This window comes from Mycoplana dimorpha, from assembly GCF_003046475.1.
Lineage (GTDB): Bacteria > Pseudomonadota > Alphaproteobacteria > Rhizobiales > Rhizobiaceae > Mycoplana > Mycoplana dimorpha.
In genome coordinates this window covers 331,759-347,843 of sequence record NZ_PZZZ01000005.1, presented here as the reverse complement: position 1 = coordinate 347,843, position 16,085 = coordinate 331,759, and the positions used below count along the sequence as shown (strand labels likewise).

Here is a 16,085-nt window from a genome sequence, read left to right as displayed (position 1 = left end):
GATTCAGATTTCTCCCACTACCGTGCCAGTTCCTTCAGCCCCAGCCGGATCAGCCTCGCGCTGTCGGCGCCCTCACCGCCGTTCTTCAGCGCCGCGGCGACGGCGTTCGCCGCCTGGTCGCGCGAATAGCCGAGGTTGGCGAGCGCCGAGACGGCGTCGGCGACCGGGGCCGGGGCCACGCCCTCGCCGATCTCCTGCTTCAGGCCGATCGACGCCCCCGCCTCGCCGGCAAAGGCCGGCGCCTTGTTCTTCAATTCGGTGATGATGCGCACGGCCACCTTCGGCCCGACGCCCGGCGCGCGCGAGACCTGCGCCTTGTCCTGCAGCGCGATCGCATTGGCAAGCTCGCCCGGCGTCAGCGTCGACAGCACCGCCAGCGCCACCTTCGAGCCGACCCCCTGCACGCTCTGCAAGAGCCGGAACCATTCGCGTTCCAGCGCCGATAGAAACCCGAACAGCTTCAGCTGGTCCTCGCGCACATAGGTCTCGATGAACAGCACCGCCGCCTCGCCGGCCGAGCCGAGCTTGCCAAGCGTGCGCGCCGAACAGAACGCGACGTAGCCGACCCCGTGGACGTCCAGCACCACATGGTCGTCGCCGATCTCGTCGATAGTACCTTTGAGTTTGCCGATCATGGGAAGGTCCGTCAGGGATGTGTTTCGGGCGTGATCAATCGGATCATCGGGAAATAGGTTCGATAGCGCACTGGATCACGGGTCAGCAGATTGTGCCCGCGCACCAGGGCGTGCGCGCCGATGTAGAAATCCGGCAGGGGCGAACGCTTGTCGCCACCGCCGCGCTTGTACTGCAGGAAGGCATGACCCGCAGCATGGGCTGCTTCCCATGGCAGGTCTTCGCGCAGAAAAGATGTCGGCGAGAGTGCCGCATCGAGCGCGGCGACCGTGGCGAAACCGGCAGCCATCTCGGCATAGATCAACGGATTGATCAGCACATCACCCTGCCGCCGCGCCTCGGTGACCGCACGAAGGGACCAGTCTTCAAAGGCGCTGCCGGAATGGAAGAGGTCGATCAGGACGTTGGTATCGACGAGCGTGGCCATCAGTCGCGCAGCAGCTTGTAAAAGGCCTCGCCGTCGAGGTCGCCAAGTGCCATCGAGCCCTTGTGACGCCGGAGATGCTCGGTCAGTTCCTGAACCTCCCGCTCGCGCTCGTCAGCAGACCGCTCGACACGGCGCAAAACGGCACTGTCGCCTTGAAGAACGAACTCCACCTCCGATCCCGGCACAATGCCGAGATTGTTGCGCACATTCCGCGGGATCGTCACCTGGCCTTTTTCAGTCACACGCATCGTAATACCTCTACGGTATTACCTAGTGCCACCACTAGAACAAGTCAAGAACAAATCACCCGGCGAGCTTGGCCAGCCGCCCGGCAAGGCTGCTGCGGTTGTGGGCGTGGCAGATGGCGATGGCGAGCGCGTCGGCGGCGTCCGCGCCCTTGAACTCCACCTTCGGCATCAGCACCTTCAGCATCATCTGGATCTGCTGCTTGTCGCCGTGTCCGACGCCGATCACCGCCTTCTTCACCGCGTTCGGCGCATATTCGGCGACGGGCAGGCCGGCGCGCGCCGGTACCAGCATGGCGATGCCGCGCGCCTGCCCGAGCTTCAGCGTCGCGGTCGCGTCCTTGTTGACGAAGGTCTGTTCCACCGCCGCCTCGTCCGGCCGGTGGGCATGGACGATGTCCGCCAGCCCGTCGTGCAGCTGGCAGAGCCGCGAGGCCAGGTTCATGTCGCCGTCGGAGGTCACCGTGCCGGAGGCGACGAAGCGCAGCGAATTGCCGAGCGTCTCGATGATCCCCCAGCCGGTGCGGCGAAGCCCCGGATCGATGCCGATGATGCGAATCGTGCCCTGCATGGTCGAACCCTATTGCGGTCGGGCGGACCCTGCCAGCGAAATGTGAACAAAACAAAAACATCCACACCCCGGCCGAATATGCTTGCGGCCCGGTTTGGATTTCAGTCGATTGCACCTACATGGGGAACATTGAAACCGTCCGCGAGGCGCGCCGCCATGATCCCATTCTCGATCCTCGATCTCTCCCCGGTCGTCGAAGGCGGCACCGTCGCCCAGTCGCTCGCCAATTCGCGGCGGCTGGCGCAAGAGGCGGAGGCCCAGGGCTACAGGCGCGTCTGGCTGGCCGAACACCACGGCATGCGCGGCATCGCCAGCGCCGCGACCTCGCTGGTGATCCAGCATGTCGCTGCCGGAACGAAAAGCATCCGGGTCGGCGCCGGCGGCATCATGCTGCCGAACCATTCGCCGCTGGTCATCGCCGAGCAGTTCGGCACGCTGGAGGCGCTGTTTCCCGGCCGCATCGACCTCGGGCTCGGCCGCGCCCCCGGCACCGACATGCTGACGGCCCGGGCGCTGCGGCGGAACATGGAAGCCTCGGCAGAAAATTTCCCGCAGGACGTGGTCGACCTTTTGGCGCTGCTCGGTCCGGTCCAGCCGAACCAGAAGATCGTCGCCGTTCCCGGCGCCGACAGCAACGTGCCCGTCTGGCTGCTGGGCTCCAGCCACTATTCCGCCCATCTCGCCGGCATGCTCGGCCTGCCCTTCGCCTTCGCCTCGCATTTCGCCCCCGACATGCTGCTGTCGGCGCTTCAGATCTACCGCGAGCGCTTCCAGCCGTCGCAATATCTCGACAAGCCGCAGGTCATGGTCGGCGTCATGGGCGTGGCGGCCGAGACGGACGAAGAAGGGCGTTATCACTTCACCTCCATGCAGCAGTCCTTCGTCGCGCTGCGCCGGGGCGCGCCGACCGCCTTCCCGCCCCCGGTCGAAAGCATGGAGGGGCTTTGGAGCGAGCAGGAAAAGATCATGGTCGAGCACACGCTGCAATATGCCGTGGTCGGCGGCCCCGATACCGCCCGCGACCAGATCGCCCGCTTCCTTGATCTGACCAAGGCCGATGAACTGATCATTTCCATGCCGGTCTTCGACATGGAGGCGCGACTGAAATCGGTGCGGCTGTTTGCCGAGGCGCGGGCAGCGCTCGCCGCCTGAGTTCAGCCGCGCCGGCCGATCAGCGTTGCGGTGATGTCCTCAACCTTCGGGAAGAACAGGTCCGGGCCGAGGCTCCTGAGGAACCCCGGATCGGCGTAGCCCCAGCCGACCGCGCCGGCCGCAATGCCGCAATCGCGCGCCGCCTCGATGTCGCGCGCCTCGTCACCGATGGAGAGCACCCGCCGGGGCGCCAGCGACGTCGCCTTCAACAGCCGGCGGAAATGCCGCGCCTTCCCGAACAGCGAGGCGCCGCAGCCGAAGTGATCGATGTACCCCGCGCGGTCACCGAGTGCCGTGCGAACGACCGTCTCGCGATTGGAACTGACGATGGCAATGCGCACACCGGCCGCCTTCAGCGAACCCAGCATCGGCTCCACTCCGGCAAACAGGCGGACCTGCGAGGCGTGCGCTTCGGCCTGCCGGCGCATGAACGCTGCGATCGCCGGCAGCTTCCAGAACGGCACGCCCATGTGGGCGATGATCTCGCGGCTGCCTTTCGCGCGCAGCGCTTCGAATTCGACATGCGACATCGACCGAAAGCCGAAGCGCTCCGCCGCCCTGTTGGTCGCGGTCATGAACCACTCGGCGGTGTCGGCAAGCGTCCCGTCGAAATCGAAAATCACAAGGTCGTAGGTCATGAAGGAAAGGTCATGAAAAAGCCCGCGCCTCGAAGGGCACGGGCGTAGTGTATGGTGGGTAGGCCTGCCTGTCAGGCGGAGAGCTTCGCCATCACCTCGTCGGAAACCTCGAAGTTCGAGTAGACGTTCTGCACGTCGTCGTCGTCCTCGAGCGTGTCGATGAGCTTCATCAGCGACTGCGCCTTCTCCTCGTCGACCGGAACGGTGTTCTGCGGCTTCCAGATCGCCTTGACGGTCTCGGCCTCGCCGAGGGTTTCTTCGAGCGCCTTGGACACTTCGCCGATCTCCTCGAAGGCGCAATAGATGGTGTGCTCTTCCTCGTCGGTCTCGACGTCGTCGGCGCCCGCCTCGATCGCCGCCTCCATCACCTTGTCGGCGTCACCGGCGGAAAGCTTGTAGGTGATCTCGCCGACGCGGTCGAAGGAGAACGACACCGAGCCGGTCTCGCCGAGCGCCCCGCCGGCCTTGGTGAAGGTCGATCGCACCGAGGAGGCGGTGCGGTTGCGGTTGTCGGTCAGCGCCTCGACGATGACGGCGACGCCGCCCGGCCCATAACCCTCGTAGCGGACTTCCTCGTAGTTTTCCGCATCGCCGCCGGAGGCCTTCTTGATGGCCCGCTCGATGTTGTCCTTCGGCATCGACTGCGCCTTGGCGTTCTGGATGGCGAGCCGCAGGCGCGGGTTCATGGCCGGGTCGGGCATGCCCGCCTTGGCGGCAACGGTGATTTCGCGCGCGAGCTTGGAGAACATCTTCGAGCGCACGGCGTCCTGCCGCCCCTTGCGATGCATGATGTTCTTGAACTGTGAATGGCCTGCCATGGCACCCCTTGATCTGTCTGGCGCGACGGCAGCAACCCGCTCCGGGAGCTTCGGCCGGCGCTGTTTCGGTTCGGGAGCGCACCCATCCGCGTCCAGTCCGGCCCGGCGGCTCCGATGTTGGAAAATGGCGCCTTATAATTTCATTGGCGCCATCCGTCCAGAAGGCGCGTGAAAAACGTCGCTGCCGCCGCAGGGCCGCTCCCCGCCCAGATGCCCTTCGGGCGGACATCACACCGGGAGCGGGAGAGCGCGACCCACGCCGCGTCGGAAGTGGAGGCGCCCGATTTCTTGCCGAACACCGGCTCCGCGATCGGCGGCGCCGAGGCGTCGACAGGTTCAGCGCCCCTCGCCGGCCACGTTCCGGAACAATGCCCTCTGCGGCACGTTGCGCGGCAGTTGGAACAGCAAAGGAGCATTCCCATGACAAGCCTGGCCCGCGCCCGCGAAAACCCCCGCGAACAGCTCTTCGACGAGATCGATCGGATCGGTGCCGGCATGCTCGGGCTCGAGCGCGTCCGCATGCATCCGCAGCCGATGGCGCCGCATCTGGAGCGGGAGACGAACACGATCTGGTTTTTCACCAAGGCCGACACGGACCTTGCCGAGGCGATCGGCGAAGGCGGCGGCGAACGCGGCATCTTCTGCGTCGTCGGCAAGGACCACGACTACCACGCCTCGCTCGCCGGCCGCATCACGGTCGAGAAGAACCCGGCGAAGATCGACGAATACTGGAACTCGGTCGTCGAGGCCTGGTACGATCACGGCAAGGATGACCCGAACCTGACCATGCTGGCCCTGCGGCTCGAGGACGCCGCCATCTGGGCCTCCACCGGCAGCACCCTGAAGTTCGGCTGGGAGATCGCCAAGGCGAATTTCAATGCCGACGAGGAGCCGGAGGTGGGCGTCCGCGCGCACCTCGTCTTCGACCAGACGCCGGCTGACCAGCGGCAGTGGCCGAGCTGAGTCCGGGGCCCCGTTCAATCGTCAAACCCACTGCATGAGGCGGGGTCACGGCCTGGGCTCGCCCGCCACGCGACAATAGCGCGAACGCAAGGCCCTGTCCGCGCCAAATGATCGCGGCGTGCCGCCATCTGGTCTTTGGCGGCCTGTGCCGTCCGCTCAGACCTTGGCGCGTTTCAGCACCTCGTTGATGCGGGCCTGCCAGCCCTTGCCGGTCGCCTTGAACTTCTCGATCACCTCGGGGTCGAGCCGCAGCGAGATCTGCTGCTTCGGCCGCGCCACGGGCGGCCGTCCGCGGGCGCGGCGGATGCTCTCCATCAGGTCGGGGAACGCTTCCGCGAAGGGACGGGCCATGGCCAGTTCCTCGTCGGTGGCCTCTGCGCTGTCGGGATTGTCGGCGATTTCCCGCTGAATCTCCGCTTCCTCTTCGTCCGTCAGCGGCGGGATTTTGTTTTTACCGGTGTTCATGAACGGCCCTTTCCTTGCGGCTCGCCCTTCGCATGGAGATGATCGACATGCCTTGCGAGCCGAGTCGGGCGAACACCACCGCGACAATGCCGTCACGCAAGACACCGATCGCCATCAGGCGATTTCGCTTCACCGGAACGATGGTCGAGGCTGCAAAGAACTCCAACGTCAGCTCGGCAAAATCAAAGCCATGCTTGGCGATGTTCGCCCGGCGCTTGCTCTCATCATAGAGTATCCGCATGATTTTGTATCACTTTAAATCGCGACACAAAATCATGCCTAAGTTTCAGAGCCGCGCAAGCACAATCTGTAGGTGAGTTCTCAGGCCCAGAAATCCGGAACCGTCTCGGAAAGCCGCGGGCCGATCCGAAGCGGCGCGATCTTCTCGGCAAGCCCGGTCCGGTCGGAAATCTCCACGCCGACACCGCAGATCGTCGCCGGGCCGGTCGCCGCCTCGAAGCGGCCCCTCGGCATCTTCGAGATGAAGCGGTTGAGCGGCTCCTCCTTGTCCATGCCGAGCGATGAGTCGTAGTCGCCGCACATGCCGGCATCCGACATGTAGCCGGTGCCGCCGTTGAGGATCTGGAAGTCGGCGGTCGGCACATGCGTATGGGTGCCGATCACCGCGCTCGCCCGTCCGTCGACGAAATGGCCGAAGCACTGCTTCTCGCTGGTCGCCTCGGCGTGGAAGTCGAAGATGACCGCATCGGCCTGCTCGCCGAGCGGGCAGGACGCGAGGATCGCTTCGCCGGTGGTGAAGGGGTCGTCGAGTTCCGGGTGCATGAACACCCGCCCCATGATGTTGGCGACGAGCACGCGGGCGCCGTTGCGGGCGAAGAACAGGTTGGAGCCGCGGCCGGGCGTGCCGGCCGGATAGTTGGCCGGGCGCAGGAACTGGTCGTGCCGGCCGGCAAAGGTCACCGCCTCCTTCTGGTCCCAGACATGGTTGCCGGTGGTGACCACGTCGGCGCCGGCGTTGATCGTCTCCTGGAAGATGTCTTCGGTGATGCCGAAGCCGCCGGCGGCGTTCTCGCCGTTGACGACGACGAAGTCGAGCTTCAGGTCGGAGATCAGCCCCGGCAGCCGCTGCCACACCGCGGTCCTGCCGGTCTTGCCCACCATGTCGCCGAGAAAGAGAAAGCGCATCAGCCCTGTCCGCCCTGACCGTTGAAAATCCGGAATCCGCCCTCGGTCAGCACCGCGTCGAGCGCGACGTCATGCGGCTCGGCCGGCACGGCGGCCACCTCCTGGCAGTCGAAGGCGACGCCGATCAGCCTTGGCGCATGGCCCTTGGCGCGCAACCGGTCGATGGCACGGTCGTAATGGCCGGCCCCGTAGCCGATCCGGTGACCGGCCGCGTCAAAGGCCGACAGCGGCACCAGCAGGATCTCCGGATCGAGCAGCGCCGCATCCGGCCCGGGACCGGTCGTGCCGAAGCCGGTATGGACCAGCGGCGCACCGCGCACCAGTTCGCGGAAGACGATCGTCTCGCGATCGAGCACCACCGGCAGGCACAGCCTTGCGCCGCGTTCGGCCAGCCGCGCCATCAGCGGACGGATGTCGGCCTCGGAACGGATCGGCCAGAAGCCGGAGATCACCGCGCCGGGCTCGAAGGCGATGACGTCGCCGGCATGCTCCGCCATTGCCAGGCTCGCCTCGATGCGCGCTTCCGCCGGTATCCGGTCGCGGAGCGCGAGCTTCTCGTTGCGAAGCGCGGCTTTCAGTTCTTTCGGCGTCACGCGGCTCTTCCCGTTGCTGATCGTTCTGCTTCCCATAGCGCCGGACAGCGCCACCCGCAACCGCCGCACGTCGCGGGCGCACCGACAGCTCGCAAAACCATAAGCTGCAGGAAAGCTTGCCGCAACGTGACGATGTGTTCTGTTTTGCGACAACCAGAATAAGTATCGGTTTTGCGCTTCAACCTTCTGCATCGCCGGCCAGGGCCCGCACGGAGCAGCAAGATCGTGATAACCTTCGATAAAGCATTCCGTCAGCTTCGGCTGGCACGGCCGCGGAATCGCGCCCTATCACCGCTCCATGACCATCGTCGATTCGCAATCATCACGGCTGCCGCGGCCGGCCGAGCCGGAGCTTTCGGCCATCGAGCTGCGTTGCCTCGCGCTCGCCGCCGAGGGCCGGATACCGGCGCAGATCGTGCTGGAGACCGACCTGCCGCTGCAGCGCGTCGCCCAGGCCCTGATGACGGCGATGACGAAGCTGGGCGCGCGCAACATCACCGCCGCGGTGTCGCGCGCCGCACTCCTCGACCTGATCTGACCGGCTTACGGGGCTCCTCTGGCGCGACCTTCCCTACGCGGCCTGCGCCTCCGCCAGTTCCAGCATCGCCAGCGCCGCCCCCTCGTCGGTGATCAGCGTGTTGCAGCCGATCCGCCGGATCGTGGCGCGGATCGCCGCCGCCCGGTGCGCGCCGCCCGAGACGAGGACGATGTGGTTGGCCTTCTTCACCGTGTCGAGGTCGATCGACATGACCCGGTCGCGGATCGGATGATCGATGGTGCGCCCTTCGGCGTCCAAAAAATTGCACATCGTGTCACAGACGCAGCCGGCCTCCACCAGTTCGTCCAGCACCTGGCGGGGCAGGAAGCCGCGCGACAGCGAGGTCGAGGCTGGCCCGATGTCGCCGCAGCTGACGACGGCGATGTCCATCGTCTCCGCCAGCTCGAACAGCGGCTTCAGCCCGCACTTGTCGATGAGGCTGCGCTTCGTCTCGCGGCTGTCGACAAGCAGCGGCGCGAGGAACAGGTAGCACTCGGCGCCGAGCTGGCTGGCGATCCGCCAGCTGTACTCGATCGGGTTGATGTGATGCGCCTCGACGACGCCGCCGAGCAGCGAGACCACCTTGACCCGCTCCCGCCGCGCCGGCCGGAAGCTTGCGAGCGAGGCGGTCAGCGTGCGTCCCCAGCCGACGCCGATCGTGCAGTCGTCCGGGATCGTCTCGGTGAGGAACTGGCCGAGCGCCAGCCCGACGCTCTTGGCCGTGCCCTCGGCGCTGTCGGCCGCCGGTACCACCACCGCCTCGTCGAGGCCGTAGGCCCGCTCCAGCCGCGTCGCCAGTTCCACGCAGTCACCAACGCCCTCGTCGATCCAGATCTGCACCTCGCCGCGCTTCAGGGCCTCGTCGAGCATGCGGATCACCGTGGACCGGCTGACACCGAGCTTTTCGGCGACATCCTTCTGCGTCATGCGCTGGTTGTAGTAGAGCCACGCCGCGCGAAGACGCAGCGACACACTTTCGGATATGGCCGTGTGCGTCTCCCGCCTCAGTTTCACCAACTGCTCCTCCATCCTTCGCGCCCCGTCCCTGTGGACGGATCGCCGCTCATAGCATGGAACCGGAACAGCGCGACATATGTTTAACCGGATGAGCAAAAGCGCTTGACACCGGCACGACCGGACGACGATAGTCGCCCATGCCGGAGCCTCACCGACGCCGGACGGATTCGCGCGCGCGGACGCGGGAGTTGGCGTGTCGGCGGTGCCGAAGACGCCGGCGATCGTGTCGAGCCGACGTCGGCGCTCCACACGGACATCACGAAACGGGACCTCGAACATGACCTCCAAGCTAGAACAACTGCGTGCGATGACGACCGTGGTGGCAGATACCGGCGACATCGAAGCCGTCGCCCGCCTGAAGCCCGTCGACTGCACCACCAATCCGACCATCGTCCTGAAGGCGCTGCACACGCCGATGTTTGCCGACGCCGTCGCCGAGGCGCTGCGCTGGGGCCAGTCGCAGGCCGGCAGCCGCGAGGGCGTGGTCGCCGCCGTCGCCGACCGGCTGGCGATTTCGGTCGGCACCGCGCTGGCCAAGCTCGTCCCCGGGCGCGTCTCCACCGAGGTGGACGCCGATCTCTCCTTCGACACGCAAGCCTCGATCGAAAAGGCGCGCGCCATCATCAGGGCCTATGACGAGCGCGGCATCTCCCGCGACCGCATCCTGATCAAGCTCGCCTCCACCTGGGAGGGCATCCGCGCCGCCGAAGTGCTGCAGAAGGAAGGCATCGACTGCAATCTGACGCTGCTGTTCAGCATGGCCCAGGCGGTCGCCTGCGCCGACGCCGGCGCCTTCCTGATCTCGCCCTTCGTCGGCCGCATCCTCGACTGGCACGTCAAGGCGACCGGCAAGACCTACACCGCCGAGGACGATCCGGGCGTGCTGTCGGTGCGCGCCATCTACGACTACTACAAGTCCAACGGCATCAAGACGATCGTCATGGGCGCCTCGTTCCGCAACACCGGCGAGATCGAGGCGCTGGCCGGCTGCGACCGGCTGACGATCAGCCCGCAGCTGCTGGAAGAGCTCGACGCGGCGCAGGGCAAGCTCGAGCGCCGGCTGTCGCCCGATAACGTCAGCCACGTCGCCCCGATCAAGATCGACGAGAAGACCTTCCGCTGGATGCTGAACGAGGACGCGATGGCGACCGAAAAGCTCGCCGAAGGCATCCGCGCCTTCGCCAAGGATCTCGGCGCGCTCCGCGCGATGGTCGACAAGGAGCTGAAGGCCGCCGCGTAAACGGCCCGCCCCGCATCGAATCTTCAAGACGGCCGCCCCCGAGGCGGCCGTCTTGCGTTCAGCTGTTGGACGGGGGGCCGTTAGGATAGCGCTCGAAGTGAAGGCGATACGCTTCTGTCAGCGCCCCTGCGGGTCGTCCTCGGGGTCGGCGTTTTGCGTTCAGCCGCCGGTTTCGCGACCACCCCTCCTTCCGTCACCCCGGACTTGATCCGGGGTCCAGCAGCGCCGCGTCTGCGGCGCAAAAGACTCTTCTGCGCTCAACGTCTTGATCGCGCTGGATGCCGGATCAGGTCCGGCATGACGGGGGGCCGTTGGGATAGCGCTCGAAGTGAAGTGCAGGCGGTACGCTTCTGTCAGCGCCCCTGCGGGTCGTCTCGGGGTCGGCGTTTTGCGTTCAGCCGCCGGTTTCGCGACCACCCCTCCTCCGTCACCCCGGACTTGATCCGGGGTCCAGCAGCGCCGCGTCTGCGGCGCAAAAGACTCTTCTGCGCTAAAGAACCTGATCGCGCTGGATGCCGGATCAGGTCCGGCATGACGGGGGGCCGTTGGGATAGCGCTCGAAGTGAAGTGAAGGCGATACGCTTCTGTCTGCGCCCCTGGTCGACCCGGCGCCGGGAGCACCGCCCTCCCCGCATCAGGACGAAACCGCCTCCGCCTCGATGCGGGCGGCGACCTCGTCCCAGGAGAGGATGCCGTCCCGCCAGCCGGGCTCGCGGGCGATCGTGGCGGCGCGGCGGACCTTGCCGGCCCAGTCGCGCTCGTCGTGCTGGTCATAGCCGACCAGATTGGCCCGGCCGCCCGCCAGGAGATCGGGGGCGAGGATCGGCAGCCGGCAATAGCTGTACTGCTGCAGCTTCAGGCTGGATTCCGCAAGATAGAGCTCCCGCTCGCCAAGCCGGTAGGGCGCGATGCCGAAATCGGCGAATTTGATATAGGGGACGATGTCCCCGTAGGCGCGCTCGCCGTAGAGATGGACGTTGGGCGGATAGGCGCCCTGAATGCCGGCGCCGAACAGGTGGAAGCGGACGTCGGGGCTGCTGCGGGCCATCGCCGCCACCGCTTCCGCGTCGAACAGCATGTCGCCGACCGACACGGCGTTGCGCGAGCCGTCCGGATAGGGGGAAGTTACACAGGCGTCGAATCCCGCCTTGTCGATCCCCTGCGGCACATAGACCATGCGGCAGCCGGCCGGCAGGTGCTCCGCCATTCTCGGCGAGGGCACGACGACGCGGTCGAACTGCGGCGCGATCCGCCGTTCATGGGCCTGCAGCCAGGCCGAGGCGCCGACGGTGTCGAGCCGGTCGCGCTTGAAGTACAGGGTGCGGGCGCGCGGGTTGATGCGGCGGACGGCGTCGAAGAAGGCGATCGCCGTTCCCGATTCGATGACGACGACGTCGGCGCGCTCGATCGCCTCGGTCATGAAGCGCGGCGGACGGTTGCCGAACAGCGGGAAGAACAGCGCATTGGCCCGGTTCAACGGCCCGCATCTGGAGCTGAAGGGATGCAGCGGCGGCAGGTAGCAGGCGGAGCGCCGGCGCGGCCCCGTTTGGACGAAGCGGTTCCTCTGCCGGACGGCCAGCTCCCCGAAGAGCCGTGGTTTCGTCAGTGCCGTCAGCAGACTGAACCCGACGCTGACCGTATCGACCGCATTGCCGCGGGCGGCGAGCGCCTCGACGACGAAATGCACGCTGGCCTTGCGTGTCGTCGGCAGGAAGGCGTGGGTCGAAAGGAAGAGGAAGTGCATCGTGTTCCTGTCCGCCGTGGCGACACGCGCGGGGCCGCGGCCCCGCCGGTCAACCCGGCCTGTGTGGCAGCTCCTGTTTCCACAGCATCCCGAGCCGTTCGTCATACGCATCCGGCACGCAGCCCTTGAAGCCGCCGCCCGGATAGAGCGTCAGTTCGCCGACTTGGACGCGGCCGTTCGCCAGATAGAGGTCGACGCGCATGAAATCGCTGTCGCCGGCGATCTTCCTGACCACCTCAAGCATCTCGTCGAGCCTTTCCGGCCGCGGCACGTCGCCGGGATAGGCATCGTAGTAGCCGCTGGTGTGCTCCATTCGCTGCCAGTCCGGCGTGAAGTTGCACTCGTAGCCGACGCCGTTCCGCCGCAGCCGCATCTCGATGTGCGACACCTGCCCGGAAAACACGAAGAAGCAATGATCGTCCGGTGCCTGGCCATTCTCGACCAGCATCTTTTCGACGATGATCACCGGCTCGAACGCGCCATAGGCCCATTCGCGATTGATGCGGTGATGCTTCAGCGCCAGCCAGCCGGGGCCGGGATCCTCGGCGAGCAGCCGGTCGATGTCGCCCTGGTCGCGCAGGAAGACGCCGCAGCCGGAGGCATGGGTGGGCTTGACCACCGCCGGCAGCGGAACGGCCGACCAGTCGACCTGCTGCAGGTCGCGGCCGACCCAGTAGGTCGGGATGACGTATTGCGCACCCGCCCGCTCGGCGATCAGCGCCTTGGCGGCATGCTTGTCGACGACACGTGGGTAGATCGGGTTGCGGTCATAGAGCTTGCGCGCCTGCACCTTTTCGCTGAACAGCCGCGGTCGCTCGAGATCGGGAAAGCGGCCCGCCATCGAGAAGTATTTCCAGCGGATGTAGGGGCGGTCCGGCAGCACCGCGATCAGCCGCCAGAACAGGCGCTGCAGCTTCTGTGTCAGCCGGCGTTCACCGCGCGGCGACAGCGAAATGTCCGACATCGATTACACTCTCTTGTCGCGCCTTGGGTATGCTCCCCTAACCCGGTTCCGTTAAATACCGGTTAGCATCGCACCGCTGGCGCCGGTCCGCCCGCCTCGGACACCGATTTTTAAGCCGGCCGGTCTAGGGTCCTCTCCGCTCCGCGCCGCCGCCGTGGCGCGGTATACGCTTCGCCGCACCGCCGGGGCGTCGCAGCGGAACGAATGACGGTCGGCCAACGATGAAATCCATGCTCGGCTCATCCCTGATCAACACCGCCGCCGGCCTCCTGTCGCTGGTCGCCGGCTTCGGCAGCAGCGTGCTGGTCGCACGGCTGCTCGGCGTCGAGGGGGCCGGCACCGTCGCCTATGCGCTGTGGATCATGACGGTGGCGACGCTGGTGTCCGACTTCGGCATGCCGCAGGCGGTCCTGCGCTTCGTGGGACAGGAAGAGGGCCGCGAGGGCGGATGCGGCGGGCTCGTGCGCACCCTGTCGGGGCGCTTTGCCGTCACCACGAGCCTGCTTGCGCTGGCCATCCTCGCCTATGGCGGCTGGCTCGAATTTTCCGGCCGGGCCGACACCGGGCTGATCTGGCTCGGCACTGCGGCGCTTTTCCTGTCCTATGCCTATTCGACGATGTCGCTCGGCGCCGCACAAGGGCTCGGGCACTTTCGCGAAAGCAGCCTCAACACCGCGCTCGGCTGCCTGCTGCAGCCCTTCTTCGTAGGCCTCGGGGCGCTCGTTCTCGGGCCGGCGGGCGCGATCTTCGGGCACGCCGTACGGCACCTGCCGCAGGCGCTGGCGCTGCGGAAATATCTCGCCCCGGCATCGGATCGCGCCGAGGCAGTGACCCCGGCGATCACCGCCTATGCCCGCAACGCCTGGCTCTCCGGCGGTCTGACGGCGCTGCTCGGCTCGCGGGTCGAGCTGGCCGTCATAGGCCTGTTCTTCACGCTGACCGCCGTCGGCCATTATGCGATCGCCGCGACGATGGCCGGCATGGTCGTCCAGCTGTCCTATTTCCTGGTGGCGCCGCTGGTCCCGCTGTTTTCCCGCCATGCCGAGCGCGGCGACCACGCCGCCCTCGCCGCCGCCTACCGGCGCAGTCTGCTCGGATTGGCCATGGTGCTGGCGCCGATCTGCTTCGGAGGCGCGGCGATCGCGCCGGTGCTCATTCCGCTGCTGTTCGGCGACGCCTTCGCCCCGTCGGTCGACCTCTCGGTAATCCTGCTGGCCTTCGCCTTCGCCCCGGCGATGGTATCGGTGCCCTACCGCCTGATGCTGGCCCACGAGCGCAGCGGCGCGGTGCTGCGCCTGTCGCTGTTCGAAGGGGTTGCCTGCATCGGGCTGCTCATCGCGGTCGTCCCGTGGGCCGGCCCGCTCGGCGCCGCCTGGGTCAAGGCGTTCACCCTGACCGGCAGTTGCCTTTATCACCTGTGGTATTGCCGCAGGCGCCTCGGTGCCGCCGCCGACCCGGTGGCGCTCATGAAGGTGGTGCTCGCCGCCCTGTTGTGCGCCGCCGCCGCCCGCGCCTGCATCGGCTGGATGCCCGGCCTTGCCGGCATGGCGCTCGGCATCGCCGCCGGCGCGCTCGCCTATGCTATCAGCCTTGCGCTTTTCGCCGCCATCCCGGCCGGCGAACGCCGCCTGATCGCCGCCTGGGCCAAGGCCAATCTCCCGCCCCGCGCCGCCGGCGCCCTCAACCGGGCGCTGTTTCCGGTGGGACGGTGAACGACCGGTCTACGACACCCTCGGACCGGCTGGAATGTGCAGAGTATCCTAAACCGACAAGTATGCCGGGTTGCCGGGAGCCCACCCAATCCTAAACCTAACGCCCGAGCGCAAAACGATCTCGTTAGGCTTTCCGATTTCTGGACGCACTCCGAACAGGTCAGCGAAAGAGACGAAATCATCGAACCATGCGTTCGTCGGGGAAAACGAATGAACGATCATCGCTGCTTCATCGGTCTTGAAACGTTTGGCTTCGATCAAAGCGGAAGCGGATCGATGCAGCAGTTGGTAGCGTATATCCGCAGGCGGCACATCGGATAAGCCGAGCAGTTCGCAGATGTGCCGCATCCTGGTAACCTTGCCTTCGGAGGGCGACTTGAACCACTCTCCGACAGTTGGTCCGAACGGCTCGCCCACCTTGCCCTCGATCGTCGATGCACACGTCAGCCCGTCGAACCTCACCAGGGCAAAGACATCGTTTTGACTGTCTCGGCTCCCTCCTGGGAGAGGAACCTTGTGTTCGGGAACAGCAATCAACAGCGCGGCTATTTCCGGGGGTAAGCCGTCGCTGTCTTCCCAGCAATGAGCCAGTGTTCGAGCTGAATATCCAAGCCGCCATTGCTTCTCCGGCTCAGCAAGAAATTGCTGCCACGCGGCGGGACCGGGACTGGGAAGGTAAATCTTGCGCTTCACGGCGAGGCTCCGGTTGAGGTGGAATTCCGGTGCGAACTGCTCAATGACCCGAAAGCTGCGCTTCGGGTGGCGGCCGTCGGGCCTGGCCGGCAATGCCGCCATGCGCGTTCCGAACCAGTGAAGGGGAGTTTCGACCCGAGCCGAAAATCGAGGAAACGATATAAAATAAGTGCGATCCGCGACGACCGATGGCGCGAGTACGATCCCGGGTGCCTACAAAGTAGGTGGGCGCCGTATATCCAGGCCCACGGGCCCGGTCAGGGACAGCTCCCTTGAGATCGTGTATGGCCCCGGGGATTGTTGTGTCCTGTCGGGAAGCGCAGACCGCATCGAAGATATAGGCTGAAACGGCCGTCTCCGCCAGCCCCCAATTCGACGCCGGAACGGATTGCCGCGGCCGGCTCGCGCGGCGGCCGCATCGCCGAAACCGTTCCGGCACCCGAGGCCGCGCACTCGTGCAGGCTCGGCTGCGCGTGCGAAAGCGCGGCCGCGCGGGCCGCCATGAAGCCAGGATGGTCGCCGGTCG

General features: G+C 66.5%; 19 protein-coding genes and 1 other RNA gene. 5 read left to right on the top strand and 15 right to left on the bottom strand.

The genetic code is table 11. The annotated features are described in order from the left end of the window. Positions 1-17: 17 nt before the first annotated feature. Genes ruvA through ruvC form a run of 4 tightly spaced genes read right to left on the bottom strand, consistent with a single transcriptional unit; the run spans position 18 to position 1,876 of the window. Complete coding sequence (gene ruvA, locus C7449_RS14485) at positions 18-635, bottom strand: Holliday junction branch migration protein RuvA (RefSeq protein WP_108003547.1); 618 nt, start codon at positions 633-635, stop codon at positions 18-20. 11 nt (positions 636-646) lie between these two features. After that, positions 647-1,060: a type II toxin-antitoxin system VapC family toxin gene (locus tag C7449_RS14480; RefSeq protein WP_108003545.1), complete on the bottom strand. Its 414-nt coding sequence runs from the start codon at positions 1,058-1,060 to the stop codon at positions 647-649. Then, complete coding sequence (locus tag C7449_RS14475) at positions 1,060-1,308, bottom strand: AbrB/MazE/SpoVT family DNA-binding domain-containing protein (protein WP_108003543.1); 249 nt, start codon at positions 1,306-1,308, stop codon at positions 1,060-1,062. Before C7449_RS14475 ends, C7449_RS14480 begins: the two co-directional genes overlap by 1 nt. Before the next feature lie 55 nt (positions 1,309-1,363). Then, complete coding sequence (ruvC, locus tag C7449_RS14470) at positions 1,364-1,876, bottom strand: crossover junction endodeoxyribonuclease RuvC (RefSeq protein WP_108003541.1); 513 nt, start codon at positions 1,874-1,876, stop codon at positions 1,364-1,366. A gap of 156 nt (positions 1,877-2,032) precedes the next feature. Between ruvC and C7449_RS14465 the strand changes: the two genes are divergently transcribed. Then, positions 2,033-3,028 carry an LLM class flavin-dependent oxidoreductase gene (locus tag C7449_RS14465; protein ID WP_108003539.1) on the top strand — a complete coding sequence of 332 codons (996 nt, stop codon included), beginning with the start codon at positions 2,033-2,035 and terminating at the stop codon, positions 3,026-3,028. A 2-nt stretch (positions 3,029-3,030) separates the two neighbouring features. Here C7449_RS14465 and C7449_RS14460 read toward each other — a convergent pair whose 3' ends face one another. Continuing rightward, entirely contained in the window at positions 3,031-3,666 is a 636-nt protein-coding gene (locus C7449_RS14460; protein ID WP_108003538.1) for an HAD-IA family hydrolase, read from the bottom strand. A 71-nt stretch (positions 3,667-3,737) separates the two neighbouring features. Next, positions 3,738-4,484, bottom strand: coding sequence for a YebC/PmpR family DNA-binding transcriptional regulator (locus C7449_RS14455; RefSeq protein ID WP_108003536.1), 747 nt, complete (start codon positions 4,482-4,484; stop codon positions 3,738-3,740). Positions 4,485-4,904: 420 nt separating this feature from the next. Between C7449_RS14455 and C7449_RS14450 the strand changes: the two genes are divergently transcribed. Then, the gene (locus C7449_RS14450; RefSeq protein ID WP_108003534.1) at positions 4,905-5,447 is read left to right on the top strand and encodes a pyridoxamine 5'-phosphate oxidase family protein; all 543 of its coding nucleotides are present in this window, start codon (positions 4,905-4,907) and stop codon (positions 5,445-5,447) included. A gap of 156 nt (positions 5,448-5,603) precedes the next feature. On the opposite strand, the gene C7449_RS14445 is transcribed toward C7449_RS14450, so the two are convergent. The 4 genes from C7449_RS14445 to C7449_RS14430 all read right to left on the bottom strand — a co-directional run bounded on the left by C7449_RS14445 (position 5,604) and on the right by C7449_RS14430 (position 7,651). Beyond that, entirely contained in the window at positions 5,604-5,912 is a 309-nt protein-coding gene (locus C7449_RS14445) for a BrnA antitoxin family protein (RefSeq protein WP_108003532.1), read from the bottom strand. Continuing rightward, entirely contained in the window at positions 5,899-6,153 is a 255-nt protein-coding gene (locus C7449_RS14440) for a BrnT family toxin (protein ID WP_108003530.1), read from the bottom strand. Before C7449_RS14440 ends, C7449_RS14445 begins: the two co-directional genes overlap by 14 nt. A gap of 80 nt (positions 6,154-6,233) precedes the next feature. Then, positions 6,234-7,058: a TIGR00282 family metallophosphoesterase gene (locus C7449_RS14435; RefSeq protein WP_108003528.1), complete on the bottom strand. Its 825-nt coding sequence runs from the start codon at positions 7,056-7,058 to the stop codon at positions 6,234-6,236. After that, complete coding sequence (locus C7449_RS14430) at positions 7,058-7,651, bottom strand: 5-formyltetrahydrofolate cyclo-ligase (RefSeq protein ID WP_108003526.1); 594 nt, start codon at positions 7,649-7,651, stop codon at positions 7,058-7,060. The genes C7449_RS14435 and C7449_RS14430 overlap by 1 nt, the downstream gene beginning before the upstream one ends. Positions 7,652-7,949: 298 nt before the next feature. Between C7449_RS14430 and C7449_RS14425 the strand changes: the two genes are divergently transcribed. Beyond that, entirely contained in the window at positions 7,950-8,189 is a 240-nt protein-coding gene (locus C7449_RS14425) for a helix-turn-helix domain-containing protein (protein WP_108003524.1), read from the top strand. Between the two features lie 33 nt (positions 8,190-8,222). On the opposite strand, the gene C7449_RS14420 is transcribed toward C7449_RS14425, so the two are convergent. After that, positions 8,223-9,206 carry a sugar-binding transcriptional regulator gene (locus C7449_RS14420; protein WP_108003522.1) on the bottom strand — a complete coding sequence of 328 codons (984 nt, stop codon included), beginning with the start codon at positions 9,204-9,206 and terminating at the stop codon, positions 8,223-8,225. 277 nt (positions 9,207-9,483) lie between these two features. Here C7449_RS14420 and tal point away from each other — a divergent pair, with 277 nt between their 5' ends. Continuing rightward, positions 9,484-10,446, top strand: coding sequence for a transaldolase (gene tal / locus C7449_RS14415; protein ID WP_108003520.1), 963 nt, complete (start codon positions 9,484-9,486; stop codon positions 10,444-10,446). A gap of 634 nt (positions 10,447-11,080) precedes the next feature. Here the strand turns inward: tal and C7449_RS14410 are convergent. Both C7449_RS14410 and C7449_RS14405 read right to left on the bottom strand, forming a co-directional pair. Then, the gene (locus C7449_RS14410) at positions 11,081-12,190 is read right to left on the bottom strand and encodes a GumK N-terminal domain-containing glycosyltransferase (protein WP_108003518.1); all 1,110 of its coding nucleotides are present in this window, start codon (positions 12,188-12,190) and stop codon (positions 11,081-11,083) included. A gap of 49 nt (positions 12,191-12,239) precedes the next feature. After that, positions 12,240-13,154: an ATP-grasp fold amidoligase family protein gene (locus tag C7449_RS14405; RefSeq protein WP_108003516.1), complete on the bottom strand. Its 915-nt coding sequence runs from the start codon at positions 13,152-13,154 to the stop codon at positions 12,240-12,242. 230 nt (positions 13,155-13,384) lie between these two features. Between C7449_RS14405 and C7449_RS14400 the strand changes: the two genes are divergently transcribed. Further along, positions 13,385-14,866 (top strand): lipopolysaccharide biosynthesis protein, encoded by a 1,482-nt coding sequence (locus C7449_RS14400; RefSeq protein ID WP_170115894.1) that lies wholly within the window; start codon positions 13,385-13,387, stop codon positions 14,864-14,866. Between the two features lie 48 nt (positions 14,867-14,914). Here C7449_RS14400 and C7449_RS14395 read toward each other — a convergent pair whose 3' ends face one another. Continuing rightward, on the bottom strand, positions 14,915-15,661 hold the full coding sequence (locus tag C7449_RS14395) for a DUF6946 family protein (protein ID WP_108003512.1): 747 nt from the start codon (positions 15,659-15,661) through the stop codon (positions 14,915-14,917). Positions 15,662-15,728: 67 nt separating this feature from the next. Further along, a non-coding RNA gene (ssrS, locus tag C7449_RS14390) (6S RNA) lies at positions 15,729-15,888 on the bottom strand. Positions 15,889-16,085 lie beyond the last annotated feature (197 nt).

What these genes read in the sequence shown, in the direction of transcription:
- ruvA (WP_108003547.1), bottom strand. Translation starts at nt 635, where the DNA reads ATGATCGGCAAACTCAAAGGTACTATCGACGAGATCGGCGACGACCAT.
- C7449_RS14445 (WP_108003532.1), bottom strand. Translation starts at nt 5,912, where the DNA reads ATGAACACCGGTAAAAACAAAATCCCGCCGCTGACGGACGAAGAGGAA.
- C7449_RS14400 (WP_170115894.1), top strand. Translation starts at nt 13,385, where the DNA reads ATGCTCGGCTCATCCCTGATCAACACCGCCGCCGGCCTCCTGTCGCTG.
- C7449_RS14460 (WP_108003538.1), bottom strand. Translation starts at nt 3,666, where the DNA reads ATGACCTACGACCTTGTGATTTTCGATTTCGACGGGACGCTTGCCGAC.
- ruvC (WP_108003541.1), bottom strand. Translation starts at nt 1,876, where the DNA reads ATGCAGGGCACGATTCGCATCATCGGCATCGATCCGGGGCTTCGCCGC.
- C7449_RS14465 (WP_108003539.1), top strand. Translation starts at nt 2,033, where the DNA reads ATGATCCCATTCTCGATCCTCGATCTCTCCCCGGTCGTCGAAGGCGGC.
- tal (WP_108003520.1), top strand. Translation starts at nt 9,484, where the DNA reads ATGACCTCCAAGCTAGAACAACTGCGTGCGATGACGACCGTGGTGGCA.
- C7449_RS14435 (WP_108003528.1), bottom strand. Translation starts at nt 7,058, where the DNA reads ATGCGCTTTCTCTTTCTCGGCGACATGGTGGGCAAGACCGGCAGGACC.
- C7449_RS14425 (WP_108003524.1), top strand. Translation starts at nt 7,950, where the DNA reads ATGACCATCGTCGATTCGCAATCATCACGGCTGCCGCGGCCGGCCGAG.
- C7449_RS14410 (WP_108003518.1), bottom strand. Translation starts at nt 12,190, where the DNA reads ATGCACTTCCTCTTCCTTTCGACCCACGCCTTCCTGCCGACGACACGC.
- C7449_RS14480 (WP_108003545.1), bottom strand. Translation starts at nt 1,060, where the DNA reads ATGGCCACGCTCGTCGATACCAACGTCCTGATCGACCTCTTCCATTCC.
- C7449_RS14455 (WP_108003536.1), bottom strand. Translation starts at nt 4,484, where the DNA reads ATGGCAGGCCATTCACAGTTCAAGAACATCATGCATCGCAAGGGGCGG.
- C7449_RS14395 (WP_108003512.1), bottom strand. Translation starts at nt 15,661, where the DNA reads ATGGCGGCATTGCCGGCCAGGCCCGACGGCCGCCACCCGAAGCGCAGC.
- C7449_RS14450 (WP_108003534.1), top strand. Translation starts at nt 4,905, where the DNA reads ATGACAAGCCTGGCCCGCGCCCGCGAAAACCCCCGCGAACAGCTCTTC.
- C7449_RS14405 (WP_108003516.1), bottom strand. Translation starts at nt 13,154, where the DNA reads ATGTCGGACATTTCGCTGTCGCCGCGCGGTGAACGCCGGCTGACACAG.
- C7449_RS14440 (WP_108003530.1), bottom strand. Translation starts at nt 6,153, where the DNA reads ATGCGGATACTCTATGATGAGAGCAAGCGCCGGGCGAACATCGCCAAG.
- C7449_RS14475 (WP_108003543.1), bottom strand. Translation starts at nt 1,308, where the DNA reads ATGCGTGTGACTGAAAAAGGCCAGGTGACGATCCCGCGGAATGTGCGC.